At 67.0% G+C, this 24705-nt stretch carries 28 protein-coding genes and 1 pseudogene; 7 read left to right on the top strand and 22 right to left on the bottom strand.

The features are described 5' to 3' along the window. The first annotated feature begins 57 nt into the window (after nt 1-57). Nucleotides 58-819, top strand: coding sequence for a hypothetical protein (locus AC1DNF_RS22505; RefSeq protein WP_478150850.1), 762 nt, complete (start codon nt 58-60; stop codon nt 817-819). Between the two features lie 6 nt (nt 820-825). Here the strand turns inward: AC1DNF_RS22505 and AC1DNF_RS22510 are convergent, their stop codons facing one another. Continuing rightward, on the bottom strand, nt 826-2199 hold the full coding sequence (locus tag AC1DNF_RS22510; protein WP_478150851.1) for a type II toxin-antitoxin system HipA family toxin: 1374 nt from the start codon (nt 2197-2199) through the stop codon (nt 826-828). Beyond that, the gene (locus AC1DNF_RS22515; protein WP_478150852.1) at nt 2196-2507 is read right to left on the bottom strand and encodes a helix-turn-helix domain-containing protein; all 312 of its coding nucleotides are present in this window, start codon (nt 2505-2507) and stop codon (nt 2196-2198) included. Before AC1DNF_RS22515 ends, AC1DNF_RS22510 begins: the two co-directional genes overlap by 4 nt. A 210-nt stretch (nt 2508-2717) precedes the next feature. Between AC1DNF_RS22515 and AC1DNF_RS22520 the strand changes: the two genes are divergently transcribed. Then, on the top strand, nt 2718-3410 hold the full coding sequence (locus tag AC1DNF_RS22520; RefSeq protein WP_478150853.1) for a P-loop NTPase family protein: 693 nt from the start codon (nt 2718-2720) through the stop codon (nt 3408-3410). On the opposite strand, the gene AC1DNF_RS22525 is transcribed toward AC1DNF_RS22520, so the two are convergent. The 7 genes from AC1DNF_RS22525 to AC1DNF_RS22555 form a co-directional block, all read right to left on the bottom strand. After that, nucleotides 3380-3916, bottom strand: coding sequence for a disulfide bond formation protein B (locus AC1DNF_RS22525; protein WP_478150854.1), 537 nt, complete (start codon nt 3914-3916; stop codon nt 3380-3382). The genes AC1DNF_RS22520 and AC1DNF_RS22525 overlap by 31 nt on opposite strands. Next, nucleotides 3913-5007, bottom strand: coding sequence for a sulfate/molybdate ABC transporter ATP-binding protein (locus tag AC1DNF_RS22530; protein WP_478150855.1), 1095 nt, complete (start codon nt 5005-5007; stop codon nt 3913-3915). The genes AC1DNF_RS22525 and AC1DNF_RS22530 overlap by 4 nt, the downstream gene beginning before the upstream one ends. Before the next feature lie 45 nt (nt 5008-5052). Further along, a complete protein-coding gene (gene cysW / locus AC1DNF_RS22535) occupies nt 5053-5943 on the bottom strand; it encodes a sulfate ABC transporter permease subunit CysW (protein ID WP_478150856.1) in 891 nt (296 codons plus the stop codon). Then, nucleotides 5940-6833: a sulfate ABC transporter permease subunit CysT gene (gene cysT, locus AC1DNF_RS22540; protein ID WP_478150857.1), complete on the bottom strand. Its 894-nt coding sequence runs from the start codon at nt 6831-6833 to the stop codon at nt 5940-5942. The genes cysW and cysT overlap by 4 nt, the downstream gene beginning before the upstream one ends. Further along, nucleotides 6834-7832: a sulfate ABC transporter substrate-binding protein gene (locus AC1DNF_RS22545; protein ID WP_478150858.1), complete on the bottom strand. Its 999-nt coding sequence runs from the start codon at nt 7830-7832 to the stop codon at nt 6834-6836. Next, nucleotides 7829-8407 (bottom strand): RBBP9/YdeN family alpha/beta hydrolase, encoded by a 579-nt coding sequence (locus tag AC1DNF_RS22550; protein ID WP_478150859.1) that lies wholly within the window; start codon nt 8405-8407, stop codon nt 7829-7831. The genes AC1DNF_RS22545 and AC1DNF_RS22550 overlap by 4 nt, the downstream gene beginning before the upstream one ends. 90 nt (nt 8408-8497) lie before the next feature. Continuing rightward, entirely contained in the window at nt 8498-9415 is a 918-nt protein-coding gene (locus AC1DNF_RS22555; protein WP_478150860.1) for a LysR family transcriptional regulator, read from the bottom strand. A 132-nt stretch (nt 9416-9547) separates the two neighbouring features. Between AC1DNF_RS22555 and AC1DNF_RS22560 the strand changes: the two genes are divergently transcribed. Further along, nucleotides 9548-10195 carry an FMN-dependent NADH-azoreductase gene (locus tag AC1DNF_RS22560; protein ID WP_478150861.1) on the top strand — a complete coding sequence of 216 codons (648 nt, stop codon included), beginning with the start codon at nt 9548-9550 and terminating at the stop codon, nt 10193-10195. Between the two features lie 21 nt (nt 10196-10216). On the opposite strand, the gene AC1DNF_RS22565 is transcribed toward AC1DNF_RS22560, so the two are convergent. From AC1DNF_RS22565 to AC1DNF_RS22625, 13 genes and pseudogenes are all read right to left on the bottom strand, one after another. Then, nucleotides 10217-10768, bottom strand: a complete 552-nt coding sequence (locus tag AC1DNF_RS22565) for an NADPH-dependent FMN reductase (RefSeq protein ID WP_478150862.1) — start codon at nt 10766-10768, stop codon at nt 10217-10219. After that, a complete protein-coding gene (gene epsC / locus AC1DNF_RS22570) occupies nt 10765-11697 on the bottom strand; it encodes a serine O-acetyltransferase EpsC (protein ID WP_478150863.1) in 933 nt (310 codons plus the stop codon). The genes AC1DNF_RS22565 and epsC overlap by 4 nt, the downstream gene beginning before the upstream one ends. An 85-nt stretch (nt 11698-11782) precedes the next feature. Continuing rightward, nucleotides 11783-12589, bottom strand: a complete 807-nt coding sequence (locus AC1DNF_RS22575) for a MetQ/NlpA family ABC transporter substrate-binding protein (protein ID WP_478150864.1) — start codon at nt 12587-12589, stop codon at nt 11783-11785. A gap of 27 nt (nt 12590-12616) precedes the next feature. Further along, entirely contained in the window at nt 12617-13282 is a 666-nt protein-coding gene (locus AC1DNF_RS22580; protein ID WP_478150865.1) for a methionine ABC transporter permease, read from the bottom strand. Continuing rightward, nucleotides 13275-14321, bottom strand: coding sequence for a methionine ABC transporter ATP-binding protein (locus tag AC1DNF_RS22585; RefSeq protein ID WP_478150866.1), 1047 nt, complete (start codon nt 14319-14321; stop codon nt 13275-13277). Before AC1DNF_RS22585 ends, AC1DNF_RS22580 begins: the two co-directional genes overlap by 8 nt. Before the next feature lie 9 nt (nt 14322-14330). After that, nucleotides 14331-14546, bottom strand: a complete 216-nt coding sequence (locus tag AC1DNF_RS22590; RefSeq protein ID WP_478150867.1) for a TOBE domain-containing protein — start codon at nt 14544-14546, stop codon at nt 14331-14333. 35 nt (nt 14547-14581) lie between these two features. Continuing rightward, complete coding sequence (locus tag AC1DNF_RS22595; RefSeq protein ID WP_478150868.1) at nt 14582-15412, bottom strand: ATP-binding cassette domain-containing protein; 831 nt, start codon at nt 15410-15412, stop codon at nt 14582-14584. 5 nt (nt 15413-15417) lie between these two features. Further along, nucleotides 15418-15657, bottom strand: a pseudogene (locus AC1DNF_RS22600) (aliphatic sulfonate ABC transporter substrate-binding protein); the annotation flags it as partial. 119 nt (nt 15658-15776) lie between these two features. Beyond that, nucleotides 15777-16616: an aliphatic sulfonate ABC transporter permease SsuC gene (gene ssuC, locus AC1DNF_RS22605; RefSeq protein ID WP_478150869.1), complete on the bottom strand. Its 840-nt coding sequence runs from the start codon at nt 16614-16616 to the stop codon at nt 15777-15779. 14 nt (nt 16617-16630) lie between these two features. Then, the gene (ssuD, locus tag AC1DNF_RS22610; protein ID WP_478150870.1) at nt 16631-17800 is read right to left on the bottom strand and encodes an FMNH2-dependent alkanesulfonate monooxygenase; all 1170 of its coding nucleotides are present in this window, start codon (nt 17798-17800) and stop codon (nt 16631-16633) included. 7 nt (nt 17801-17807) lie between these two features. Next, nucleotides 17808-18764, bottom strand: coding sequence for a sulfonate ABC transporter substrate-binding protein (locus AC1DNF_RS22615; RefSeq protein WP_478150871.1), 957 nt, complete (start codon nt 18762-18764; stop codon nt 17808-17810). A gap of 109 nt (nt 18765-18873) precedes the next feature. Continuing rightward, on the bottom strand, nt 18874-19458 hold the full coding sequence (ssuE, locus tag AC1DNF_RS22620; protein ID WP_478150872.1) for an NADPH-dependent FMN reductase: 585 nt from the start codon (nt 19456-19458) through the stop codon (nt 18874-18876). 68 nt (nt 19459-19526) lie between these two features. After that, nucleotides 19527-20552, bottom strand: a complete 1026-nt coding sequence (locus tag AC1DNF_RS22625) for a sulfate ABC transporter substrate-binding protein (protein WP_478150873.1) — start codon at nt 20550-20552, stop codon at nt 19527-19529. Between the two features lie 126 nt (nt 20553-20678). On the opposite strand from AC1DNF_RS22625, the gene AC1DNF_RS22630 reads away from it, so the two are divergent. The 4 genes from AC1DNF_RS22630 to trhA all read left to right on the top strand — a co-directional run bounded on the left by AC1DNF_RS22630 (nt 20679) and on the right by trhA (nt 24426). Next, nucleotides 20679-20954 (top strand): oxidative damage protection protein, encoded by a 276-nt coding sequence (locus AC1DNF_RS22630; RefSeq protein WP_478150874.1) that lies wholly within the window; start codon nt 20679-20681, stop codon nt 20952-20954. A gap of 18 nt (nt 20955-20972) precedes the next feature. Then, nucleotides 20973-22808, top strand: coding sequence for a bifunctional tRNA (5-methylaminomethyl-2-thiouridine)(34)-methyltransferase MnmC2/FAD-dependent 5-carboxymethylaminomethyl-2-thiouridine(34) oxidoreductase MnmC1 (gene mnmC, locus AC1DNF_RS22635; RefSeq protein ID WP_478150875.1), 1836 nt, complete (start codon nt 20973-20975; stop codon nt 22806-22808). Nucleotides 22809-22829: 21 nt separating this feature from the next. Then, entirely contained in the window at nt 22830-23729 is a 900-nt protein-coding gene (locus AC1DNF_RS22640; RefSeq protein ID WP_478150876.1) for a transglutaminase family protein, read from the top strand. A 79-nt stretch (nt 23730-23808) separates the two neighbouring features. Continuing rightward, nucleotides 23809-24426: a PAQR family membrane homeostasis protein TrhA gene (trhA, locus tag AC1DNF_RS22645; RefSeq protein ID WP_478150892.1), complete on the top strand. Its 618-nt coding sequence runs from the start codon at nt 23809-23811 to the stop codon at nt 24424-24426. Nucleotides 24427-24705 lie beyond the last annotated feature (279 nt).

Genomic DNA, 24705 nt, shown 5'->3' on the forward strand with positions numbered 1-24705 from the left:
TGGCCCGCCCCCCGAAGACCGGCCGCCACTCGAGGCGAGGATGATAACGTGCGAGTCATGAGAGATTCCCCTGTTTCCCCTGTTCTCCCAGGCATCGGGCGTCGCTCCCTGCTGCTGGGAGGCGGCGTGGCAATGCTGGGTGTGTCGGCCTGCACCAGCACCACGAACCGTGCCGAACCGTACGAGAGCAAGGAGTGGCTCCAGTCCAGCGCCAACCGCATCGCCAACCTCGCCCTGCGCGACAACCTGCAATCCATCCGGCGGGTGCAGCTGTCGCTGTACAGGCGCAATCCGCGCGAATGGCGCAAGTGGGCCACCAGCGCGGACGATGCGATCCAGCGCACCTGGGACGCGGTGAACCAGGGCGCCCCCCTGCCCGAGTTGCGCGGCGCGACCGGCATCGACGCCATCCGCCTGGCCTTCGAGACCGCGCCCAGGCCTTACACCGGCGACCGTGTCGCGGCACTCGTGATCGGATGGGCCTCGATGCTGAAAGAGGCCAACGGCAATACCTGGGAGCAGCACATGCTGGACGGCATCACGGCCGAGAACAGCTACCGGGCGGCCCGCAATGTCGAGATATCCCTCTGGCTGATCGGCTCCAGGACCGGCCCCGACGGCCAGCCTCTGCTCCTGGCGACCGAGCTCAGCGAGCGCGGCCGCAACCTGCTGGTGGACCGCGAACTCTCGAAGGTGGTTGCCCGCCTCGACCTGCTGGCCGCGCAGGCCGATGAGAAGTACCGACGCGCGGCGCTGGATTTCAGCCAGGGCTGGCTGATGGGCAGCCTCGGGCCCTTTCTGTCGCTGGTGCCGAGATAGATCGATCTAGCCGAACCATTCGGCATCGGGATGGCGCTTGCGCCACGACACGGCACTCGCACTGGCCTGGATGTATTCCGCCAGCCGCTCGCGATGGGCCGTGGAGAGCGGCAGCGTCTTCAGGAGGCCCGGCCACGACCGCATCGCCCGGTCCACGCAGCCTGTGACGACCTCGCTCAGCTGCTTTTCCGGGATGTCCCACGCATTTGCCAGCCCGCGCAGTGTCCTGGGGTCGAGCATCGTTCGCGTCTTCTGCTGGGGGAAGAAGTGCAGGCCGTGCCCGAAGCCGTTCAGGTACACGCCATAGGCGACGATGTCGTACGCCTTCGAGAGTTCGGGCTTCACCTGACCGGGGGGATACACGAAGCTGAAGTTCTTCAGGTGGGCGTCATAGTTGCCCAGCAGCTCCGACACCTTGATGCGGCGAAGAAGCTCCGCCACGTCGGCTTCTCCCCTGGCCGAGCGCCGCTTCAGCAGGAGGCCGATGGCCGCGTAGGTGCCCGAGTACTTGTACTCCGAGGGCGTGCCCGTGACTTGCGCGAAATCCTCCATGTGCATGCGCCCGGTCTGCGTCTCCACATCGCGGTCGAACCTGGAAACCAGCAGGAATTTCCGCTCGTCCTTCTGCAGCGCGTAAGGCAGCCTGTCGGCAATGGCGGACAGCGGCTCCAGCGAGAACTCGCAGGTATCGACGCCGGCAGCCGCGGCCAATGTCAATGCGCTGTACTCCACTTCGGGCAGCATTTCGAATTCGCTGGTCGGGAGCTTGCCGATGAAGTGCTTCCCATCTCCCTGCGTGGAGCGCATCACATAGCGTCCCGCGCCGCCCGCCACCAGGGCGATCTTGGGCTGCACGCCCGAGATGGAGGTCTGCTGCGGCGTGGGGATCTGTCCGGAACTCATCTCGTAGCTGTCCCGGCTTTGTCCGATGAGCCGGCCGAGCTCGACCTCGTCGAGTGCTTCCGCATCGGCCCAGACATCGCCCGGCAGGTCGCCGCCGCAGGCCGCCAGCAAGCCCAGTTCGTCGTCGACCTCCAGGCCGAGGTCGCCGATCAACTGCTTGCGCAAGGGGCCCTCGGGGAGCAGGTTCTGGAAGAAAGGCGGCAGGCCGAATTTGCCGTCGCCGCGGTTGACGTCCAGGGCCGGGTCCAGGAGCTGGGCGACCGTGGCGGCCTCGGCCTCCGCGATCGCCTGCGCGGCCCGTTCGGCGCCGACTCCCGTGGCGGGCGCCACGACATAGAGCTGCGAGAGCACGGGGCGCGCCGGGTTCTTGGCATACGCGTCGTCGAACCTGAAGTACACGCGTCCGTCGTCGAGCCCGAACAGCGATCCGACATCCGTCCTTCCCAGCCGGATTCGCAATGACCGCACGACGCTCATCGGGCGGGCCTGGTCGGACGGCGGGACTTCGGCATCAGGCTGCTCAGCTCATCCTGCAGACGGGTGGCCCGGGTATCGCTGCCGACGCGGGTCAGGTCCGCCACCGTCTGCGGCACGAACTGCAGTTCGAGGCCCAGGTTCCGGAGCACGGCAAGCAGAGTGTTCAGCTCGACATTCCCCCGCCCCGCTTCCAGGGCGCCCAGGGTGTTTCTGGAAATGCCTGCCTTCAGGGCCAGCTCGGAGACGGTCATGAGCCGGTCCTTTCTCGCCTGGCGAAGACATTGGCCGATGTCTGCAAGGGTGGTCATGCTCAATATATTAGGCAAGTAGATATTCTGACCAATATATTGGTCATTGCCGGCTGCTTCGTCAAGGCCGTATGCTCAACTTAATGTGCATTTGTATCCCTGCACGCTTTGTTGAGCAACTTGAGCCATGCCCTCTTATTGCAAGGCCGCAAACAATGCGCCACCTAGAATGTTCCGCACTTTTCCCAATCCCACTCACCCAGGAACCTCATGAGCTCCATCAATTTCATCGGCGGCGAAAAAGGTGGCGTCGGCAAATCGGTCACGGCACGGGTCCTGGCGCAGTATTTCATCGACCACAGCCGGCCTTTCGTGGGCTTCGACACCGACCGCTCGCACAGCTCGTTCACGCGCTTCTATGAAGGCTTCGCGTCGCCGGTGGTGGTGGACAGCTTCGAGGGCCTCGACACCGTGGTGAACGGCTTCGAAGGCAATCCCCACCAAAGCGTGATCGTCGACCTGGCGGCCCAGACGCTCGCGCCGCTGTCGCGCTGGATCAAGGAGTCGGACCTGTTCGACGTGCTCGCCGAGATCGGCGTGGCCGTCAACTTCTGGCATGTGCTCGATGACGGGAAGGACTCGACAGACCTCCTCGGCACCCTGGTCGACACCTTCGGCAACCGGCCGAACTACATCGTGGTGCAGAACTACGGCCGCGGCAGCGACTTCGGCCTGCTGCTCGGATCGCAGTCACTCAGCAAGGCGATCGCGAACGGCGCCCGCGTGGTCGCCCTGCCCCGTCTGCACGACGCGAGCATGCGCAAGATCGACGCGCGCAACACCAGCTTCTGGAAAGCGGTGAACGACCGCGAAGGCGTGCATGCCCTGGGGCTGCTCGAACGCCAGCGCGTGAAGACCTGGCTGGCGACTTCTTACGCCGCCTTCGACACCCTGCCGCTGTAGGCTGGCGTAGCGCCCGAACGGCGGAACAGCAACACCAGCAGCAGCAGTGCGAATACGGTGAACGCGATGAAGGACCAGTTCGCGATCGACAGGCCGAGGAAGGTCCAGTCGACTTTCGAGCAATCGCCGGAGCCGCGGAAGATCATCGGCAACGCGCGCTGCAGCGGGAAGGCCTCGATCATCCCGTAGATGTCGCGCCCGCAGGACACGACCTCCGGCGGATGCCACTGCAACCAGCTCTGGCGAGCTGCGGTGTAGGCGCCGCCGGCGGACATGAGCAGCCCCAGCACCGAAGCCGAGACCTGCCAGCCCCGCCTGCTGCTCGCCGCCCCCAGTCCCGTGAAGATCGCCACGAGGATCAACGCATAGCGCTGCACCACGCACATGGGGCACGGCTCGAGGCCCACCACATGCTGCAGGTACATGCCGAACGCAAGCATGGCCACACATGCCGCGCAGATGAGGGCCAATGCACGCCGAGGCGCGCCAAAATACCAATCGATCACGGTGAAACCCAATCTTCAACGAACACACGGGCCTTGCGCGGCGTGGCGACGACCTTGTCGCCCTCGTGCAAGCCGAGCTCCCGGAACTGTTGCGCAGGGAGTTGCGCCTCGATGATGGTCCCGGACCCAGGATTGTCTGGATTCGATTCCACCGGTTCAAGTTCCAGCCTTGCGATCGGGCCGACAACAATCGCGCGTGTCAGAGTCGCGACGATGCCCGTGGCTCCCGGCGCGTGGCGCTGCACGTCGAGGTCGTGGGGGCGCACGTAGGCGAGCGCCTTGCCGTCGCGAAGCTGACGATCGTCCGTCGAATCGATGCGGATGCCTTCCACATGGACCTCGCCATCGTGCGAGCGACCATGGAACAGGTTCACATCGCCCAGGAAGCCATAGACGAAGGGGCTCGCCGGGTGGTCCCACACATCCTGCGGCGAGCCGACCTGCTCAACGCGGCCGCTGTTCATGAGCACGACGCGGTCGGCCACTTCGAGCGCCTCCTCCTGATCGTGCGTGACGAAGATGCTGGTGACATGCAGTTCGTCATGCAGCCGGCGCAGCCAGCGGCGCAATTCCTTGCGCACCTTGGCATCGAGGGCGCCGAAGGGTTCGTCCAGCAGCAGCACCTTGGGTTCCACCGCCAGCGCGCGGGCGAGCGCGATGCGCTGGCGCTGGCCGCCGGACAACTGCGAGGGATAGCGGTCGGCCAGCCAGTCCAGTTGCACCAGCTTGAGCAGTTCCAGCACCTTGGCCTTGATCTGCGTTTCGCTCGGCCGCGAGGCACGCGGCTTCACGCGCAGGCCGAAGGCGACGTTCTCGAACACCGTCATGTGGCGAAACAGCGCGTAGTGCTGGAACACGAAGCCGACCTGGCGCTCGCGCACGTGCACGTCGGTCGTGTCCTCGCCGGAGAACAGGATGCTGCCGGTGTCGGCGGTTTCGAGGCCGGCGATGATGCGCAGCAGCGTGGTCTTGCCGCAGCCCGAGGGCCCGAGCAATGCGACGAGTTCGCCCGAGGACACGTCCAGGCTCACATCGCGCAGCGCGTGGAAGTCGCCGAACTGCTTGCTGACGTTGCGGATTTCAATGCTCATAAATGCTTTCGTAAACCCCCGGGCTTGGGCAAGCCTGGGGGTATGTCATGCCACTGGTCGCTCGGGTGGCAGTTCGGCGATGGCCTTCATTTCACGCTCATGGCGCCACTCGATCACCGACTTGATCACCAGCGTGACCAGCGCCAGGATCGCCAGCAGCGAAGCCACCGCGAAGGCGGCGACCGACTGGTACTCGTTGTAGAGCACTTCGACGTGCAGCGGCATGGTGTTGGTCTGGCCGCGGATGTGGCCCGACACCACCGACACCGCGCCGAATTCGCCCATGGCGCGGGCGTTGCACAGGATCACGCCGTACAGCAGGCCCCACTTGATGTTGGGCAGCGTCACGTGCCAGAAAGTCTGCCAGCCCGACGCGCCCAGCACGATCGCGGCCTGCTCCTCCTCGGTGCCCTGGGCCTGCATCAGCGGTATCAGCTCGCGCGCGATGAAGGGAAAGGTCACGAACACCGTCGCCAGCACGATGCCGGGCACGGCGAAGATGATCTTGATGTCGTGCGCCTGCAGCCAGGGGCCGAACCAGCCCTGCGCGCCGAACACCAGGACATAGATCAGGCCCGCCACCACCGGCGAGACGGCGAAAGGCAGGTCGACCAGGGTCGTCAGAAAGGCCTTGCCGCGAAACTCGAACTTCGCAATGGCCCAGGCAGCCGCGACGCCGAAGACCAGGTTCATGGGCACGGCGATCGCGGCGCTGAGAAGGGTCAGGCGGATCGCGCTCCATGCATCGGGCTCCTTCAGTGCTTCGACATAGGCGCCGAAACCCTTGCGCAATGCCTCGGTGGCAACCGCGGCAAGCGGCAGCACGAGGAACAGGAACATGAACGCCATGGCGACGCCGATCAGTGTCCAGCGCACCCAGGCGGATTCGGTGGTGCCGGCCTTGGCGCGACGCACGATCTTCGAAGGCGCGCTCACGATGAAGCCCCCGCCCGGCGGCGCTGCCAGGCCTGCAGCCCGTTGATGACCAGCAGCAGCACGAACGAGATCACCAGCATCACCAGCGCAACCGCCGTCGCGCCCGCGTAGTCGTACTGCTCCAGCTTGCCGATGATGATCAGCGGCGTGATCTCGGAAATCATCGGCATGTTGCCGGCGATGAAGATCACCGAGCCGTATTCGCCGATCGCACGCGCGAAGGCCATCGCGAAGCCAGTCAGCAGCGCCGGCGCGATCGAAGGCAGGATCACCCGCGTGAAGGTCTGGAAGCGGGTCGCGCCGAGGCTGGTCGCGGCTTCTTCCAGTTCCTTCTCGGTGTCTTCGAGCACGGGTTGCACCGTGCGCACCACGAAGGGCAGCCCGATGAAGATCAGCGCGATCACCACGCCCGCCGGCGTGAAGGCGAGCTTGATACCCATCGGCTCCAGGAATTGCCCGACCCAGCCGTTGCCCGCGAGCAGCGCGGTCAGCGAGATGCCCGCGACGGCGGTCGGCAGCGCGAACGGGAGATCCACCAGCGCGTCGATGATCCGCTTGCCCGGAAACTTGTAGCGCACCAGCACCCAGGCCACGAGCAGGCCGAAGACCAGGTTCACCAGCGCCGCCAACAACGAGGCGCCGAAGGTCAGGCGGTACGACGCCATGACGCGCGGCGCGGTGACCGCGGTCACGAAGTGGTCCCAGTCGAGCGTGAAAGTCTTGAAGACCAGCGCCGACAGCGGGATCAGGACGATCAGGCTCAGGTACAGGATCGAGAAGCCCAGCGTCAGGTGAAAGCCCGGCAGCACGCGCCGCGACACGCCGGTGTTCCCCGCGCGCGCGAGCGGCGCCGCCGCGGACGGCAGCGCCGAGGTGACAGCCCCGCTCATTTACTTCGCGCCGGGCGTGTAGAGCTTGTCGAACTGCCCGCCGTCATTGAAGTGCACCTTCTGCGCCTCGGCGAGGCTGCCGAAGAGCTCCTGCACGGTGAAGAGCTGCAGCGGCTTGAAGGTGTCGGCATGCCGCTTGAGCACGGCTTCGGAGCGCGGACGCAAGGCATGCCTGGCGGCGATTTCCTGCGCTTCGTCGGAGTAGAGATAGTCGAGGTAGGCCTTGGCGAGTTCGCCCGTGCCCTTCTTCGCGACCGTGCGCTCGACGATGGCCACGGGGTTCTCGGCAAGGATGCTGATCGACGGATACACCGCATCGACCTTGCCGCTTCCGAATTCGCGATTGATCGACACGACTTCCGATTCGAAGGTAATCAGCACGTCGCCGATGTTGCGTTGCAGGAAGGCCGTCGTGGCATCGCGCCCGCCGCGCGCGAGGACGGGCACGTTCTTGAACAGCTTGCCGACGAACTCGGCCGCCTGCGCATCCGTGCCACCCTTCTTCTTCACGTAGCCCCAGGCCGCGAGGTAGGCATAGCGGCCGTTGCCGCCGGTCTTCGGGTTCACGACCACGACCTGGACGCCGGGCTTGATGAGGTCGTCCCAGTCCTTGATGCCCTTCGGGTTGCCGTTGCGGGTCAGGAACAGCATCGTCGAGGTGGTCGGCGACGCATTGTTGGGAAAGCGCTTGGCCCAATCCTTGGCAACCACGCCGGCGTTCGCCAGGAAGTCGATGTCGGTACTGGTGTTCATGGTCACGACATCAGCGTCCAGGCCATCGGCCACGGCGCGCGCCTGCGCGCTGGAGCCGGCATGCGACTGGTCGACCTTGACATCCTTGCCCGTCGTCTTCTTGTAGTTGGCGATGAAGGCGGCGTTGTAGTCCTTGTAGAACTCGCGCGCCACGTCGTACGAGACATTGAGCAGCGTCTGCGCGGACACGGCGCCGCTGACGGCGAGCACGAGGGCACCAAGGAGGATCTTTGTTCTGGAGGTCATAGGGTTGCCAAAGGTTCGAAATTGCGACGTTCGGCCATGCGGCCGATCGGCTCGTCTGTCAGGGATTGGAGAAGCGCCAGCCCCAGGGGCCAGTCGCCATGGCCGGAATCCACGTTGATGTGTCCGGCATTCTGCATGCGAACGAATTCGCTTCCCCAAGCACGGGCGTAAGCGCCGGCCAGGCGCACAGGGCAGAAGGGATCGTTGCTGCTGGCCACGACGATGCTGCGGTACGGCAGCTTGGCATAGGGCACGGGCGCGAAGGACTGAAGCACCGCGCGGCGTTCCGGATCGGCGGGTGCCACCAGCAATGCTCCGCTGATGCGCGCGGCCGCCGCCGCGGACAAGTGCGTCGTCGCGATGCAGCCCAGGCTGTGCGCGGCGATCACCACAGGGCCGGGGCTGCCGAGCACGAGTTTCTCCAGCGAACTCACCCAGGCATCGCGGCTCGGCGTGAGCCAGTCATCCTGCACCACCCGCACCGCCCCCTGCATGCGCTCGGCCCACAGGCTTTGCCAATGGCCGGGGCCGGAGTCGCGCCAGCCGGGCACGATGACGATGGTCGGGTGATTCACGGCGCGATTCTCCGCAGCATCGCTTCAGCGGCAAACGAATATCTAATTGTTTGAATATGGTGATTTGCGCATAACGATGTCAGCTCCAACTCAGCCGGAGAGGTCGTGCGGCTCGTCGCCATTGAGGTTCTCGCCCAGGAAATCCAGCAGGCGCCGCACCGCGGGCACCAGGGCGCGCCGCGCCGGGAACATGGCATGTGTGATGGCGGCCTGCGGCCCCCAGCCGGGAAGCACTTCCACCAGCCGCCCTACCTTGATGTCGTGACGGCACATGTAGTCAGGCAAGACGCAGATCCCGGTGCCCTGCACCACAGCGAACTTCATGGTCAACAGGTCGTCCGCCAGGTAGCGCGGCGAATGCGAGTGCACGAACACCGCTCCATCGGGGCCTTCGAGCCGCCAGCTCGCGCGGCCGTCGCCGGCCGACATGCTCACGGTATCGAGCTTCGACAGGTCGCCCGGCGTCTGGATGGGCCCCTGGCGGCGCAGCTGTTCGGGGCTCGCCACCAGGATTCCGCGGCTGACACCGAAGGTCTTGGCGACCAGCGTCGCGCTGTCCTCGATCTGAGGTCGAACGCGGAGGGCGAAATCCACGCCCTCCTCGACCGGGTCGACGGGTCGGTTCAGCACGCGCATCTCGACGCGCACGGCGGGGTAGCGCCGCATGAACTCGGGCAGCAGCGGCCCGAGGGCGCTTTGCGCCAGCGTCACTGGACAGCTCAGGCGCACGGTGCCATGCGGCTCGGTCTGCACCTGCGCGACTGCTTCCGAGGCGGCCTGCGCCGCCTCGCGCATCTCCGTGCAGTGGCGCAGGAAGATCTCGCCGGCGGGCGTGAGGGACAGCTTGCGCGTACTGCGCTGCATCAGCTGGACGCCCAGTTGCGCCTCCAGGTCGGCGACGCGGCGCGACAGCCGGGATTTCGGGATACCAAGCGCGCGGCTGGCGGCCGCAAAGCCGCCGCGCTCCGCCACCTCGGCGAAGAAAACCATGTCGTTCAGGTCTTGCATGACTCATTGTCCTGTTTCTGGGACGATATGGCCTGATTTTGCCGGCTTATCAAGAACTCATCACAAAAATAGAATTCTCGCCATGCCGACCGAATTCAGTGCCGGCCCCATCAGAGCAAGAGAGCATTGATCATGAAACTGCTGCACGTCGATTCCAGCATCCTGGGAAGCAATTCCGTCTCCCGCCAACTCAGCGCCGAAGTGGTCGCCGAATGGCGCAAGACCCATCCGAACACCACGGTCGACTACCTGGACCTTGCGGTGGACACGCCCAACCATTTCAGCGCCGACGCCCTGGGCATCAAGGTCGGCATCCAGGCCGAGCCGACCGAAGCGCAGAGCCGCGAGAATGCCGTCTCCGAGCAGCTGGTGACGCAGTTCCTGTCTGCCGACGTGATCGTGATCGGTGCGCCGATCTACAACTTCACGGTGCCCACGCAGCTCAAAGCCTGGATCGACCGCCTGGCGCAGGTCGGCCGCACCTTCAAGTACACGGACAAGGGCCCCGTCGGCCTTGCCACCGGCAAGACGGTGATCGTGGCGTCCACGCGCGGGGGCATCTACTCGACCACCGAAGGCGGTCGGGCGATGGAACACCAGGAAACCTACCTGAAGGTGATCTTCGGCTTCTTCGGCATCACCGACGTGCGCATCGTGCGCGCCGAAGGTCTGGCCATGGGCGAAGCACCCAAGGCCGCGGCACTCAGCGCCGCGCGCGCTGAAATCGCTGCGGTGACCGGCCACGCCGCCAACCAGGACGTCGCCTCGCTGGCCGCCTGAGGATGCAGGGGGAGCACGCGCTTATTGCGCGTGGCTCTTGATCCAGGCCGCGTACTTGTCGACCCAGCCCTGCAGGAACTGCTTGCTGCCTTCGCTGACGTGGCCCTTGTCGTCGAACAGGCCTTCCTTGTTCTGGATGAACACTTCGGGTTGCCCCAGGGTCGGCACGTCGAGGTAGGCCAGGACATTGCGCAGATGCTGCTGCGCGACCGCGGTGCCGACGGCTCCGACCGAGACACCGATCACGCCTGCCGGCTTGCCCGCCCAGGCGCTCTGGCCATAGGGCCGCGAGGCATTGTCGATCGCATTCTTCAACACGCCGGGAATCGAGCGGTTGTATTCCGGCGTCACGAACAACAGGCCGTCGGCGGCCGCGATCTCCGACTTCAGGCGCCTCACCGAAGGCGCCTGGTTGCCGTCATGGTCCTGGTTGTACAGCGGCAGGTCGTCGATGCGCACATGCTCGAAAGTGAAATCCGAAGGCGCCAGATGCGCGATCGCGAGCGCGAGCTTGCGGTTCAACGAATCCTGGCGCAGGCTGCCGATGACGACGGCGATCTTGGTCTGGCTCATGAAAGCTCCTTGGAGTTGACGACGGGATTCCGCGGCGCGTTCTGCAGGCTCGCCTGCGTCACGCTGGCGCCGGGCGGCACATCATCGGTGATCCAGACGTTGCCGCCGATGACAGCGCCCTTGCCCAGCGTCACGCGCCCCAGGATCGTCGCGCCAGCATAGATGATCACATCGTCCTCTACCCGGGGGTGGCGTGGCAAGCCTTTCTGCAGCTTGCCTTGCGTGTCGGTCGGAAAGCGCTTGGCGCCGAGCGTCACTGCCTGGTAGATGCGCACACGCTTGCCGATCTCGGCCGTCTCGCCGATGACGACGCCCGTGCCGTGGTCGATGAAGAAGCCGGCGTCGATCTGCGCGCCGGGATGGATGTCGATGCCGGTCTGTGAATGAGCCAGCTCGGCCACGATGCGCGCGAGCAGCGGCAGGCCGAGGCCGTAGAGCCGATGCGCCAGCCGATGGTGAACCATCGCGAGCACGCCCGGATAGCACAGCAGGACCTCATCCACGCTGCGCGCGGCCGGATCGCCCTGGTAGGCCGCCAGCACATCGCCGTCGAGCAGGCGCCGGATGCCCGGCAGCGCCGCCGCGAAGTCGCGCACGGCGGTGGCGGCGTCGGCATCGATCTCCTGCGGATCGCGCGGCTGGTGACGGGCCGTGTAGCGCAGCTCGAGCCGCGCCTGCGTCAACAGCGACTGCAGCGCGGAGTCCAGCGTATAGCCGACGTAGAAGTCCTCGCTCTCGTGCCGCAGATCGGGCGGCCCGAGCCGCATCGGGAACAGCGCGCCCTTCAGCGATTCGACGATGGCCGCCAACGCATCGCGCGAGGGGAACTCGCGGCTGCCGGGCTCTCGCGATCGCTTCTGCAGGTCGCGCCATTCGTCGCGCGCCGCGCGCAAGGCCAGGACGATATCGCTGACGTCGAAGACGGACATGGGCTCTCTCCAATGATGGGGGCTGGACATTGCATCATCGCGCAAGACCCCGCCGAGAGCGGGTTTCTCTCCAGTGCGGGCTACCCTACCAGCTGGCGAGCACGGAGCCCTTGAACTCGGTCTGCACGAAGTTGCGCACCTCGTCGGAGTGATAGGCCTTCACAAGCTTGGCAACCCAGGGCTTGTCCTTGTCCTGCGTGCGCACGGCCAGCAGGTTGACGTAAGGGCTCTTCGCGCTCTCCTTCGCGATCGCGTCCTTGCCCGGATTGAGGCCGGCCGAGAGGGCGTAGTTGGTGTTGATGCCCGCGGCGTCCAGGTCATCGAGCGTGCGCGGCAGCTGCGCGGCATCGACCTCGACGAACTTGAGCTTCCGGGGGTTGTCGATGACGTCGAGCGGCGTTGCCTTCAGGCCGGCTTCGGGCCTGAGCTTGATCAGCCCCTGGTCCTGCAGCACCAGCAGCACGCGCCCACCGTTGGTCGGATCGTTCGGCATGCCGAAGCGCGCGCCCTCCTTCAGGTCCTTCAGGCTCTTGACCCTCTTCGAATAGATGCCGATCGGGAAGTTGACGGTATAGGCCACGTCCACGATCTTGTAGCCGCGATCCTTGACCTGCTGGTCGAGATAGGGCTTGTGCTGGTAGCTGTTGGCATCGAGGTCGCCCGCGGCCAGCGCGGCGTTGGGTTGCACGTAGTCGCTGAACTCGACGATCTGGATCTTGAGGCCATCCTTCTCGGCGACCTTCTTCACCTGCTCGAGAATCTGGGCATGCGGGCCGCCGGTGACGCCGACCTTGATCGGCTTGTCCTGCGCGAATGCGGGCGCGGCCGCGAAGGCGGACACGATGGCCGATGCGACGATCGACTGGAGAAGCTTGCGTTTGTTGTCGTTCATGACGAGAGTTCTTTCAACGATGAAAATCTACTTGTGGCTGAGCCTGCGCACCAGCCAATCGCCGCCGCTCTGGACGGCCTGCACGAAGAGAATGAGCACCAGCACCACGGCCAGCATCACCTCGGGCAGGAAGCGCTGGTAACCATAGCGGATGCCGAGATCGCCCAGGCCGCCGCCGCCGATGGCGCCGGCCATCGCGGAGTAGCCCGTGAGGCTCACGAAGCTGATGGTCACGCCGGCCACGATTCCCGGCAGCGCCTCGGGCAGGAGCACCTTCCAGACGATCTGCCAGGTGCTCGCGCCCATGGCCTGCGCCGCTTCGACCAGGCCCCGGTCGACCTCGCGCAGCGAGGTCTCGACCAGCCGCGCGACGAAGGGCGCGGCGGCCAGGCTCAGGGGCACCACGGCGGCGGCGGTACCGATCGAGGAGCCCGTCAAGAGCCGCGTGAGCGGAATGATCGCGACCAGCAGGATGATGAAGGGCGTGGAGCGCACGGCATTGACCACCGCGCCCAGGATGCGGTTGACCGGCACGTTGGGAAGCACCCCGCCCTTGTCCGTGAGATGCAGGTAGACGCCCAGCGGCACGCCCGCGAGCGCGCCGATCGCGCCCGAGATGCCGACCATCACGATGGTCTCCCACAGCGAGGTGGCGAAGAGCCCGAGCATCGGGCCGCTGAAGACCTCAAACATGCGCCACCTCCTGCACCAGCACGCCCGCGCCGCGCAGGAACGCGACGGCGGCCGTCAGCGAGTCGCGAGCGCCGCGCGCCAGCACCGCGAGCGAACCGAAGGGGCGGCCCTGGATCTCGTCGACCTGACCATGCACGATCGACAAGTCGATGCCGAAGCGCCGGATCGCCTGCGACAGCAGCGGCTGATCCGCCGAATCCTCGCCCGCGAAGGCCAGGCGCAGCAGCTGCGAGGTCTGCGAGTCGCTGTTGCCGCGCATCAGTGTGCGAATGCGCGCCAGCACACTCTCGGGCAAGGCCTGCGGCGCGATGTCGTCGAGCAGGCTGCGCGTGGTCTCGTGCCGGGGCCGCGTGAAGACATCGAGCACGGCGCCCTGCTCCACGATGAGGCCATGGTCGATCACCGCGACCTGTTGCGCCAGTTGCTTGATGACCTGCATCTCATGCGTGATCAGCACGATCGTCAGGCCGAACTCGCGATTGATCTGTTGCAGGAGCGCGAGGATGGAGCGGGTCGTCTCGGGGTCCAGCGCGGAGGTCGCCTCGTCCGAGAGCAGCACCTTGGGCCGGTTCGCCAGCGCGCGCGCAATGCCCACGCGCTGCTTCTGCCCGCCGCTGATCTGCGCCGGGTAGCGATCACGCAGGGCGGACAGCCCGACCAGGTCCAGCAACGGCTCGACGCGGCCCTTGATGTCCGCTGCGCGCAGGCCCGCGAGTTCAAGGGGCAAGGCCACGTTGTCATAGACCGTGCGCGAGGCCAGCAGGTTGAAATGCTGGAAGACCATGCCGATGCCTTGCCGCGCGGCACGCAGTTCGGCGTCGGTCAGCGCGGTGAGGTCGCGCCCATCCACGCGCACGCTGCCCGCCGCGGGGCGATTGAGAAGGTTGATGGTGCGCACCAGCGAGCTCTTGCCCGCGCCGCTGCGCCCGATGACACCGAAGATTTCACCCGGTGCCACACGCAGGTCGATACCCTTCAAGGCCTCGACCTGCCCGCTCGGGCTGTCGTAAATCTGGTGGATGTTTTCGAGTTCGATCATCCCCCGAGGTTAAAGCTTTGCGATTGACACTTCGGTGGACTTGACCAATGCCACGACATCGGAGCCCGGCTTGAGCTGGAGCTCGTCGACCGAACGCGTGGTGATGACCGAAGTCACGATGCCCCATGCGGTCTCGACGTCGACCTCCGAGACGACGTCGCCGCGGATGATCTCGCGGATCTTGCCCTTGAACTGGTTGCGAACGTTGATGGCTTGGATGGACATGGAAATCTCCTGTTGAAAGAAAAGAGTGAGCGAGTTCAGACGGCCCAGCGCAATGCGTGCGCCGGGCCGTCGGCCCAGCGGGTGTCATTGGCGGGCTCGGCGGCCGGGCCTTCGGGCTTCTGCAGCACGCGGTCGAGGATGCGTTTCTCGATCGCCGCGAAGGCCGCATCGCCCTGCGATCGCGGCCGCGCCAGTGCAATGCTTTCGTCCAGCGCGATGCGGCCGTCTTCGATGAGGATCACGCGATCGGCCAGCGCCACCGCCTCCTGCACGTCATGCGTGACCAGCAGCGCGGTGAAGCGATGGCGCTGCCACAGGTCCTCGATGAGGCGGTGCATCTCGATGCGCGTGAGCGCGTCGAGCGCGCCGAGCGGCTCGTCGAGCAACAGCAGGCGCGGGTGATGCACCAGCGCCCGGGCGAGCGCGACGCGCTGGCGCTGCCCGCCCGAAAGACGCGCCGGCCATTCGTCGCGTCGCTCGGCCAGGCCCACTTGCGCCAGCACTTCCTCGCCGCGCGAGCGGGCTTCCTGCGGCAGGCCCAGCGTCACGTTGTCCAGCACGCGGCGCCAGGGCAGCAGGCGCGCCTCCTGGAACATGATCCGGGTATCGTCATGCAAGCCGTCGATGGCGCGGCCGTCGGTGAAGAGCGCACCGTCGGAGGCCTCTTCGAGGCCCGCGACCAGCCGCAGCAAGGTGCTCTTGCCGCAGCCGCTGCGGCCCACGATCGCGATGAACTGGCCGGGCTCGATGACGAGCTGCGTGTTGCGCAGCACCTCGCGTTCGCCGTAGCGCTTGTGCAGGCCGCGGGCTTCGAGCCGCACGCCGCTCGGGCCGGCGGGGAGCGTGGGTTGGAGATTGGCGCTCATGGTCTTCAGACTCCGGGATTGAACAGCGCCACATCGAGCGCATTGATTTTTCGGGGCAGCAGCTTCTCGGCGAAGAAGGTGTCGGCGATGCGCCGCTGCTCGCCCAGCGCGCCCGCGACCACGGCCCTCAGCTCGTAGCTGCGGCGCGCATTCGCCTGCTCAACCGTCGCGGCGTCCAGTCCCCACACGGGTGCGAGCAGCGCCGCCGCTTCCGCGGGCTTCAGCTTGACCCAGAGGCCGGCCTTGCGGCCCTTCAGATCGGCCACCGAGTGCAAAGGCGAACCGGCGCGCACCAGGATGGCCAGCGCGGCCAGCGTGGCGCGGCGGGTGAGGGAAAAAGATGCCTTCATGTCGCCCGCCCTCCTCACTTCGCCACCTGGTAGCCCGGGTGCCAGCGCAGCCACCAGCGTTCAAGCCCGCGCGCGAAGAGGTCGGCCAACTTGCCGAGCAGCGCATAGAGCAGGATGCCGACCAGCACGATGTCGGTCTGCAGGAACTCACGCGCATTCATCGTGAGATAGCCGATGCCCGCTTGCGCCGAAATGGTCTCGGCCACGATCAGGATCACCCACATCAGGCCCAGCGAGAAGCGCAGGCCCACGAGGATCGACGACAGCGCCCCCGGCAGGATCACCTCCGTGTAGAGCTGCCGGCGCGAGAGGCCATAGGTGCGGCCCATCTCGATGAGCTGCGGATCGACGTTGCGGATGCCGTGGAAGGTATTGAGATAGATCGGGAAGAAGACCGATACCGAGATAAGAAAGAGCTTCGCCGACTCGTCGATGCCGAACCACAGGATCACGAGCGGAATGAGCGCCAGCGCCGGGATGTTGCGCACCATCTGGATGGTCGAATCCAGCAGCGTCTCGAAGAACTTCACCGAGCCGGTCAGCAGGCCGAGCGCGAGCCCGAGCCCGCCGCCGATCGCCAGCCCGCCCAGCGCGCGCCCCGCGCTCACCTTCACGTGCGTCCACAGTTCGCCCGAGGCCGTGAGCTTCCATGCGGCCTTGACGACATCGATCGGTGCCGGCAGCACGCGGGAGGAAAGCCAGCCCAGGGACGAGGCGATCTGCCACGCGACGATGAGCCCGACCGGGACCAGCCAGGGGATGAGGCGCTTGCCCACGCCGCCGGCAAAAGCCTTGACGCCCGCCAGCGACCGCGCGCCTGCCGGCAGGGGCCGCGCATGTACTTGTTCAGTCATGAAAGTCCTTGGGCTCAGCTTTGCGACACCAGCCGCGAGGGTGCGTCGAGATTGGCGATGACCTCTCCGAAGGGACCGGTCAAGGCCTCCCCCGGCAGGGCCGGGCGACGCTTGCGCGGCAGCAGCGGGAACACCAGTTCGGCGAAGCGGTAGGACTCTTCCAGGTGCGGATAGCCCGAGAGAATGAAGTTGTCCAGACCCAGCGCCGCGTACGCCTCGATGCGGGCCGCGACAGTCTTCGCGTCGCCCACCAGTGCCGTGCCCGCGCCGCCGCGCACCAGGCCCACACCGGCCCAGAGGTTGGGGCTGATCTCCAGGTCGGCACGCGTGCGCCGGGCACCGCCGGCATGCAGTGCCGCCATGCGACGCTGGCCTTCGGAATCCATGCGCGCGAACGCGGCCTGGGCGCGAATCACCGTCTCGTCGTTGACCCGGCTGATCAGCGATTCGGCAGCGCGCCAGGCCTCGTCTTCGATCTCGCGCACGATCACGTGCAGGCGGATGCCGAACTTCACCGCGCGGCCCTTGCGGGCGGCGCGCTCGCGCACGTCGGCGAGCTTCTTCGCCACTTCGGCGGGCGGCTCGCCCCAGGTCAGGTAGGTGTCGACCTGCTCGGCCGCCAGCTCGTGCGCCGCGGCCGACGAACCGCCGAACCACACCGGCGGATGAGGCTTCTGCGTCGGCGGGAACAGGAGCTTGGCGCCCTTCACGCGCAGGTGCTTTCCTTCGTAGTCGAAGCTCTGGCCTTCATGGCTGCGCGTGATGATCTCGCGCCAGATGCGGATGAACTCGGCCGACTGCTCGTAGCGGGAGGCATGGTCGAGGAAGGCACCGTCGCCTTCGAGTTCTGTCTGGTCGCCGCCGGTCACGAGGTTGACGAGCACCCGGCCGCCGGACAGCCTGTCGAAGGTCGCCGCCATGCGCGCGGCCAGGCTCGGCTGATGCAGTCCGGGCCGCACCGCGACAAGGAACTTGAGCTTCTTCGTGGCGCCGATCAGGCTGGAAGCGATGACCCACGGGTCTTCGCAGGAGCGGCCGGTCGGAATCAGCACGCCCTCGTAGCCGAGCCGGTCGGCCGCACCGGCGATCTGCTGCAGGTAGTCGAGGTCGACCTGGCGCGCGCCCTCGGTGGTGCCGAGGTAGCGGCTGTCGCCGTGGGTGGGGAGGAACCAGAAGATTTGCATGGTGGACTCAGGCAATGCCGGCGGCCGCGGCCTCGAGGACGTTGATCTTTCTCGGCAGCAGGCCGAGCGAGAAGAAGGTGTCGGCAATCTGCTGCTGCTCGGCCAGGATGGCCTTGGTGATCGGACCCGTGCCGTACTTCGCGCGCCCGACCGACACGTCGACCACCTCCTTGGGAATGCCCCACAGCTGCGACAGCTCGGCGGCGAACGCCCCCTTGTTGGCGATCGCCCATTGGTCGACCTTGTCGAGTTCCTCGATGAGGACCTTGATCACGTCCGCGTTCTTGTCCGCATAGCCGAGCGAAGAGAAGTAGTAGCCGCGGTTGCCCACGACGCCGGTCGCATCGGCCAGCAGGCGGGCATCGAGCGTCTTCTCGGCCGCCGCGAGGAACGGGTCCCAGATCACCCAGGCATCGATCGAGCCCTTCTCGAAGGCGGCCCGCGCATCCGAAGGCGGCAGGAAGACGACGTTCACGTCGCCATACTGCAGCCCGTTCTTCTCCAGCAGCTTGACGAGGAAGTAGTGGACGTTGCTGCCCTTGTTGAGCGCGACCTTCCTGCCCTTGAGCTGCGCGACCGACTGGATCGACGAGCCCCGGGGGACGAGCACCGCCTCGGCCGAGGGACGCGGCACGGTCGCCGCCACATAGGCCAGCGGCGCGCCGGCGGCCTGCGCGAAGATGGGCGGCGCCTCCCCGACGTCGCCGAAGTCGATCGAGCCGACATTGAGCGCTTCGAGCTGCACCGGGCCGGCGGCGAACTCGGTCCACTTGATCGAGACGCCGAGCGGTGCGAGCCGCTTCTCCAGCGTGCCCCGCCCCTTGAGCAGGCTGAGAATGCCCTTCTGGTTGCCGATGCGCAGCTGACGCGCGGCGGGCTGCGCGAAGCTCGCGAGGGATGGCAGCGCGACGAGGGCGGCGGCGCCCTGGATCAACTGACGACGCTTCGATGAATGATGTGACATGTGCTTCTTTCAGGCGAAGGAAATCCCGCGCCGCTGTGCGGCGAAAAGTCCGGGAAGGGTTCGAAGGGAGGGACGCGCCGCGTCGGGCGCTTCGGCGGTGGGTGGGCCGTCAGACGCTACATCGCACCGTCGAGAAAGGCACGGACTCGAAACCCCAGCGGGCCGGCGCCCTGAGGCCTTCGCTCGCCAGTGTCTCGACCGCTTCATCCAGGCGCTGCGCGAGATCGGCTTGCAGCTGATAAGCCCCCTCCGGCTGAAGCGTGACCTGGCCGTCGGTGGCGTAGACGCCCGGCAGGATGTGGCGCGCCGCGAGCGACTGCAGGACGGGCCGCAGCGCGTAGTCGAGCGCCAGCATGTGGTGTGGGCTGCCGCCGGTCGCCAGCGGCAGCACCGTCTTGCCCTTGAGCGCCGACTGTGGCAGCAGGTCGAGGAAGACCTTGAGCACGCCGCTGTAGGCCGCCTTGTAGACCGGTGTCGCGATCACGATGACCTCCGCGCGCCGCACCTGGTCGACCGCGTGCTGCACCGTGGGATGCGAGGCCTCGCCGAGCAGCAGCGCATGTGCCGCGAGTTCGCGGATCGCGAGCCGCTCGACTGGCACGTCGCGCTGCGCAAGCCGGGCGGCGACCGCGTCGAGGAGAACGGCGGAACGGGAAGGCGCCGAAGGGCTGCCTGCAATCAGGAGAACGGACATCGAGGTGCTTTCGTCAATGGAGATAGGCCAAGGGGCCGCCGCGCCCGGAGGCGCGAGGCCTGGCGGCGCTACTTCTGCTTCGTGTAGATCTGGTCGAAGGAGCCACCGTCGGCGAAGTGTTCCTTGTCCGCCTTCGCCCAGCCACCGAAAGCCTCGTCGATCGTGAACAGCGTCAGCTTGGGAAACTGCTTGTCGTACTTGGCCTTGGCCTTCTCGGAAGTCGGGCGGTAGTAGTTGCGCCCGGCGATGTCCTGGCCTTCGTCGGAGTAGAGGTACTTCAGGTATTCCTCGGCGACCGCGCGTGTGCCCTTCTTGTCGACCACCTTGTCGACCACGGTCACCGTGGGCTCGGCCAGGATGCTGATCGAGGGCACGACGATGTCGAACTTCTCGGGGCCGAATTCCTTGAGCGCGAGGAAGGCTTCGTTCTCCCAGGCCAGCAGCACATCGCCCACCCCGCGCTGCACGAAGGTGATGGTCGAGCCGCGCGCGCCGGTGTCGAGAACCGGCACGTTCCTGTAGAGGCTGCCGACGAATTCCCTGGCCTTGGCGTCGCTGCCGTATTTGCGCTTGCCGAACTCCCACGCGGCCAGGTAGTTCCAGCGCGCGCCGCCCGAGGTCTTGGGGTTGGGCGTGATCACCTGCACGCCGGGCCTGGCCAGGTCGTCCCAGTCCTTCAGCCCCTTGGGATTGCCCTTCTTCACCAGGAAGACGATGGTCGAGGTGTAGGGCGCCGAATTGTGCGGCAGGCGCTTCTGCCAGTCGGGCTTGACCAGGCCGCCGTGCGTGACGAGCGCATCGGTGTCGCCGGCCAGCGCCAGCGTGGCGACATCGGCGTCGATGCCATCGATGATGGAGCGCGCCTGCTTGCCCGAGCCGCCGTGCGATTGCTTGATCGTCACGTCCTGGCCGGTCTTGGCCTTCCAGTACTTGGCGAAGGCCTGGTTGTAGTCCACATACAGCTCTCGCGTCGGGTCGTAGGACACGTTGAGCAGGGTGACCGACTGCGCGAACGACGGCATCGCCGTCAGGGCGAAGCTGGCAGCGGCGGCGGCCCCGAGGGAAAGCTTGATAAAGTCGCGGCGAAGGCTCATGGTCTTGTGCTCTTGAATGGCATAACAACGAAGCCTCGAATTCTGAATAGCGCATAAGGAAACGGGAACGACCGAGTTCTCAGTTCTAAATAGCGAAATCAACTAAGACACCCCAAAGGCATCCAAATGGCACGTATGGTTCAGTGCGTCAAGCTCGGCAAGGAAGCCGAAGGACTCGACTTTCCGCCCTATCCCGGCGAGCTCGGCAAGCGTCTGTGGGAGAACGTCAGCAAGGAAGCCTGGGCCGCCTGGCTCAAGCAGCAGACCATGCTGGTCAATGAAAACCGCCTCAACCTGGCCGACGCCCGCGCCCGCCAGTACCTCGCGCGCCAGATGGAGAAGCACTTCTTCGGCGAAGGCGCGGACGTCGCGCAGGGCTACGTCCCACCGCCCGGGAGCTGATCCCCGGGGCTTCGCGCCATGGCCGAACCGGTCGACTGGCGCGCGGACGGCGTTCCGCGCAGCGCCCGCTTCGACGACATCTATCACACCGAGAGCGGCGCGCCCGCCCAGGCCCGGCGCGTCTTCCTGGCGGGCTGCGGCCTGCCCGGCGCCTGGGCGAGGCAGCCGCAATGGCGGATTCTCGAAACCGGCTTTGGTTTTGGCCTGGGTTTCCTGACAGTCTGGCAGGCTTGGCGCGACGATCCACAGCGCCCGCGGCTGCTTCACTTCGTTTCCATCGAGGCCTACCCGGTTGCGCGGGCGGATCTGCTGCGCGCCGCATCCGCCTATCCGGAACTGGCAGCGCTGGCCGAGGCCCTCGCTGCCCAGTGGCACGGGCTGCTGCCGGGCTTCCACCGCCTCTCGTTCGACGACGGCCACGTGCTGCTCACCCTGTGCATCGGTGACGTGCAGCCGATGCTGCGCGCGCAGCGCTTCGAGGCCGACAGCATCTTTCTCGACGGCTTCAATCCGCAGCGCAATCCGGCGATGTGGTCGGCCGAGACGCTCAAGGCCGTCTCGCGTTTCGCGCGCCGCGGCACGCGCGTCGCGACCTGGACGGTCGCGCGCGCGGTGCGCGATGCGCTTGCGCAATGCGGTTTTCAGCTGACAAAGGCCGAAGGCTTGCCGCCCAAGCGCGACTGCCTGCGCGGGGTGTTCGAGCCGGCGTGGCAGGTCCGGCGCCGCGGCGCGGCGCCCTCGCCCCCTGCAACGCCGGGTCGTTGCGCCGTGATCGGTGCCGGGCTCGCCGGCGCCGCCGTCTCCGCCAGCCTGGCGCGGCGCGGCTGGGAGGTCGTGGTGCTCGAGGCTGCGGACCGGCCCGCCGCGGGTGCTTCGGGGCTGCCGGTCGGCATGCTGGCGCCGCATGTGTCGCCGGACGACGCCCTGCTCTCGCGCCTGACCCGCGCAGGCATCCGCATGACCTGGCAGCAACTGGCACAGCGGATGACCGAGGACGCCGATTGGCGCGCGAGCGGCGTTCTGGAACGACGTGGCGGCGGCGAAGATCGGCTGCCCCCCAGTTGGAGCGCCGACGGGCCCAACGAGTCCTGGCATGCCTCGGCCGCCCAGTTGAGCGAGGCGGGGCTGCCCGCCGATGCGGTCGCGCTCTGGCATGCGCGCGGCGGCTGGGTGCGCCCGGCGCGCCTGGTCGAAGCATGGCTGGCGCAGCCCGGCATCCGCCTTGAAACCGGTTGCCGCGTGACGCGTATCGAGCGCTCGAACGGGCGCTGGGCGCTGCGTGACGCGAGTGACGCATTGCTCATCGAGGCCGACCGCGTCGTCATCGCCGCGGGCTTCGAGAGCCGGGCGCTGGCACCGGGCTTCCCGCTGCAGCCGGTGCGCGGCCAGGTCGCCTGGGGCTACGCCCGCGAAGATCTGCGCCTGCCTCCGACGCCCGTGAATGGCGACGGACATCTGATCGCGCAGGTGCCCGATGGCGACGGCTTGCTGTGGCTTGCCGGCGCCACTTTCGACCGCGACAGCGACGACCCTTCCCCCCGCGCCACCGACACCGAAGTCAATCGCGTTCGCCTCGCACGGCTGCATCCGGAAGCCGCGGCGCGGCTCGCCCCGGCCTTCGCGCGGGGCGAGGTCCATGCCTGGGCCGGCGTTCGTTGCGCGTCGGGAGACCGCCGGCCGCTCGTCGGCCCGCTCTCGCCGGAGAGCGCGGACGGCATCTGGCTCTGCACCGCCCTGGGCTCCCGCGGCCTGAGCTTCGCCGCCCTGTGCGCCGAGTTGCTGGCCGCGCGCTGGCATGCCGAGCCGATGCCGCTGCCGGAAAAGCTCGCCGCCGCGTTGGGCACCACGCGATAGCGCCGCGCGTGACAATCGGGCATGGCCATCCGTTACGACATCACGCACACCACCGTCTACCGCTACAAGACGCCCGTCACCTTCGGCCTGCACCGCGTGATGTTCAGGCCACGCGACAGCCACGACCTGCGCGTGCTCGCCACCGATCTGCAGATCAGCCCCGAGGCGCACGTGCGCATGATCCAGGACCCGCATTCCAACTCGGTGGCACTCGTGCAGCCGATGGGCGAGGCGACCGAGCTGCGCATCGTCTGCGCCTTCACCATCGAGCACGTGGCGGGGCCGCCGGACACACTGCAGCTGGACCCGGCCGCGGAGTACCTGCCCTTCGCCTATGCCATCCAGGACCGGATGGACCTCGAGCACTACCTGCGCCCTCATCACGACGACCCGGACGGTACGCTGATCCGCTGGGCCCACCAGTTCCTCCACACCGACCGGCCGAACAGCACGCGCGACGTGCTCGCACGCATGAACGCGCACATCGGCCAGAGCCTGAACTACGCCCCGCGCGACGAGGAAGGCACGCAGACGCCGTTGCAGACTCTGGCGCTGGGCAGCGGGAGCTGCCGCGACTATGCATTGCTGATGATGGAGGCCGCGCGCCGCCTGGGCGTGGCCACGCGTTTCGTCTCGGGCTACCTCTATGACGCCGCGCTCGACGTGATTGGCAGCGCAACGGCCGGGGAATCCGTCACCGGCGCGGGCAGCACGCACGCATGGCTTCATGCCTATCTGCCCGGCGCGGGCTGGATGGCTTTCGACCCGACCAACAACCTCATGGGCAGCGGACAGCTCATCCGCGTCGGCGTCGCGCGCGACCCGTCGCTGGCGTCACCCATCTCCGGCAGCTGGTATGGCGACCCGGATGCCTACGAAGGTCTGGAGGCCACGGTCCAGGTCAGACGCGTCGTGGGCTGATCGCCGGCGTCCCATGCGGGGTGTCACACCGATGCCGCAAAGCTCCGGCCCACTGGGGCCCACCGCATTCACCACGACCATGTACCCCGGCGAGCGCTTCAACGGATACAGCCACCTGTTCGGCCTGCTGCTGGCGACGGCGGGCTCCGCGTTGCTGCTCGCCAGGACGGTGCCGGGCGACGACCCCGCCAGGACAACCAGCGCGTTGATCTTCGCCTTCTCCATGGTCACGCTCTATGCGGCGTCGACGCTCTTCCACAGCACCCGCGGCCGCACGAAGCTCTTCTGGCAGCGGGTCGACCACTGCGCGATCTACATGCTGATCGCCGGCACCTACACGCCTTTCGCGCTGGTCACGCTGCAAGGCGCCTGGGGCCTGGCGCTGCTTGCGGCGATCTGGGCCGCCGCCTTCTTCGGCATCGCCCGGGAGCTGCGGCCCGGCGAGCCGCCGCGGCCCTCGCTGCTGCTCTATCTCGGAATGGGTTGGCTCGGCGTGCTGGCGGCCGCGCCCCTGGCGGCACGCCTGGACAGCGCGGGCCTGGCCTGGTTGATGATCGGCGCCGGCCTGTACTCGGCGGGCACGGTGTTCTATCGCAACCGGCGCGGCTGGCGCCATGCGCACGGCATGTGGCACCTGTTCGTGCTGGGCGGCACGGCGGCGCACTTCATCACGGTCAGCCAGTTCGTGCTGCTGTAGCTGCCCCCGGGGCGGCATGGAGGCGCGCCCAGCGAAGTCCGGCGCCGTTTCCTAGAATCGACCGGGGGTTCGGAGCGCGACATGTCGCGCAAGACGGCTTCGGCGCCGTCCCTGCCTTATCCGGAATATTCATTCCATCGGCCCGCAACCCGCATGGGGCCTGGCGAATAAGCTTATCCGCATAAGGCGCGAACCAAAAAATAGTTTGTTTCCATATGGCCCGCTTCTACATTCTCGACTCGCGTTGACGGGGTCGTGGACGCACCGCCCACCAGCAAC

Source organism: Variovorax sp. 01T432 (assembly GCF_056398605.1).

Coding starts and splice junctions, on each gene's coding strand:
- AC1DNF_RS22640 (WP_478150876.1), top strand. CDS start 22,830: ATGGCCATCCGTTACGACATCACGCACACCACCGTCTACCGCTACAAG.
- epsC (WP_478150863.1), bottom strand. CDS start 11,697: ATGTCCGTCTTCGACGTCAGCGATATCGTCCTGGCCTTGCGCGCGGCG.
- trhA (WP_478150892.1), top strand. CDS start 23,809: ATGTACCCCGGCGAGCGCTTCAACGGATACAGCCACCTGTTCGGCCTG.
- AC1DNF_RS22585 (WP_478150866.1), bottom strand. CDS start 14,321: ATGATCGAACTCGAAAACATCCACCAGATTTACGACAGCCCGAGCGGG.
- AC1DNF_RS22580 (WP_478150865.1), bottom strand. CDS start 13,282: ATGTTTGAGGTCTTCAGCGGCCCGATGCTCGGGCTCTTCGCCACCTCG.
- ssuC (WP_478150869.1), bottom strand. CDS start 16,616: ATGACTGAACAAGTACATGCGCGGCCCCTGCCGGCAGGCGCGCGGTCG.
- AC1DNF_RS22545 (WP_478150858.1), bottom strand. CDS start 7,832: ATGACCTCCAGAACAAAGATCCTCCTTGGTGCCCTCGTGCTCGCCGTC.
- ssuD (WP_478150870.1), bottom strand. CDS start 17,800: ATGCAAATCTTCTGGTTCCTCCCCACCCACGGCGACAGCCGCTACCTC.
- AC1DNF_RS22575 (WP_478150864.1), bottom strand. CDS start 12,589: ATGAACGACAACAAACGCAAGCTTCTCCAGTCGATCGTCGCATCGGCC.
- AC1DNF_RS22510 (WP_478150851.1), bottom strand. CDS start 2,199: ATGAGCGTCGTGCGGTCATTGCGAATCCGGCTGGGAAGGACGGATGTC.
- AC1DNF_RS22520 (WP_478150853.1), top strand. CDS start 2,718: ATGAGCTCCATCAATTTCATCGGCGGCGAAAAAGGTGGCGTCGGCAAA.
- AC1DNF_RS22595 (WP_478150868.1), bottom strand. CDS start 15,412: ATGAGCGCCAATCTCCAACCCACGCTCCCCGCCGGCCCGAGCGGCGTG.
- cysT (WP_478150857.1), bottom strand. CDS start 6,833: ATGAGCGGGGCTGTCACCTCGGCGCTGCCGTCCGCGGCGGCGCCGCTC.
- ssuE (WP_478150872.1), bottom strand. CDS start 19,458: ATGTCCGTTCTCCTGATTGCAGGCAGCCCTTCGGCGCCTTCCCGTTCC.
- mnmC (WP_478150875.1), top strand. CDS start 20,973: ATGGCCGAACCGGTCGACTGGCGCGCGGACGGCGTTCCGCGCAGCGCC.
- AC1DNF_RS22530 (WP_478150855.1), bottom strand. CDS start 5,007: ATGAGCATTGAAATCCGCAACGTCAGCAAGCAGTTCGGCGACTTCCAC.
- AC1DNF_RS22625 (WP_478150873.1), bottom strand. CDS start 20,552: ATGAGCCTTCGCCGCGACTTTATCAAGCTTTCCCTCGGGGCCGCCGCC.
- AC1DNF_RS22560 (WP_478150861.1), top strand. CDS start 9,548: ATGAAACTGCTGCACGTCGATTCCAGCATCCTGGGAAGCAATTCCGTC.
- AC1DNF_RS22615 (WP_478150871.1), bottom strand. CDS start 18,764: ATGTCACATCATTCATCGAAGCGTCGTCAGTTGATCCAGGGCGCCGCC.
- AC1DNF_RS22505 (WP_478150850.1), top strand. CDS start 58: ATGAGAGATTCCCCTGTTTCCCCTGTTCTCCCAGGCATCGGGCGTCGC.
- AC1DNF_RS22515 (WP_478150852.1), bottom strand. CDS start 2,507: ATGACCACCCTTGCAGACATCGGCCAATGTCTTCGCCAGGCGAGAAAG.
- AC1DNF_RS22555 (WP_478150860.1), bottom strand. CDS start 9,415: ATGCAAGACCTGAACGACATGGTTTTCTTCGCCGAGGTGGCGGAGCGC.
- AC1DNF_RS22565 (WP_478150862.1), bottom strand. CDS start 10,768: ATGAGCCAGACCAAGATCGCCGTCGTCATCGGCAGCCTGCGCCAGGAT.
- AC1DNF_RS22630 (WP_478150874.1), top strand. CDS start 20,679: ATGGCACGTATGGTTCAGTGCGTCAAGCTCGGCAAGGAAGCCGAAGGA.
- AC1DNF_RS22590 (WP_478150867.1), bottom strand. CDS start 14,546: ATGTCCATCCAAGCCATCAACGTTCGCAACCAGTTCAAGGGCAAGATC.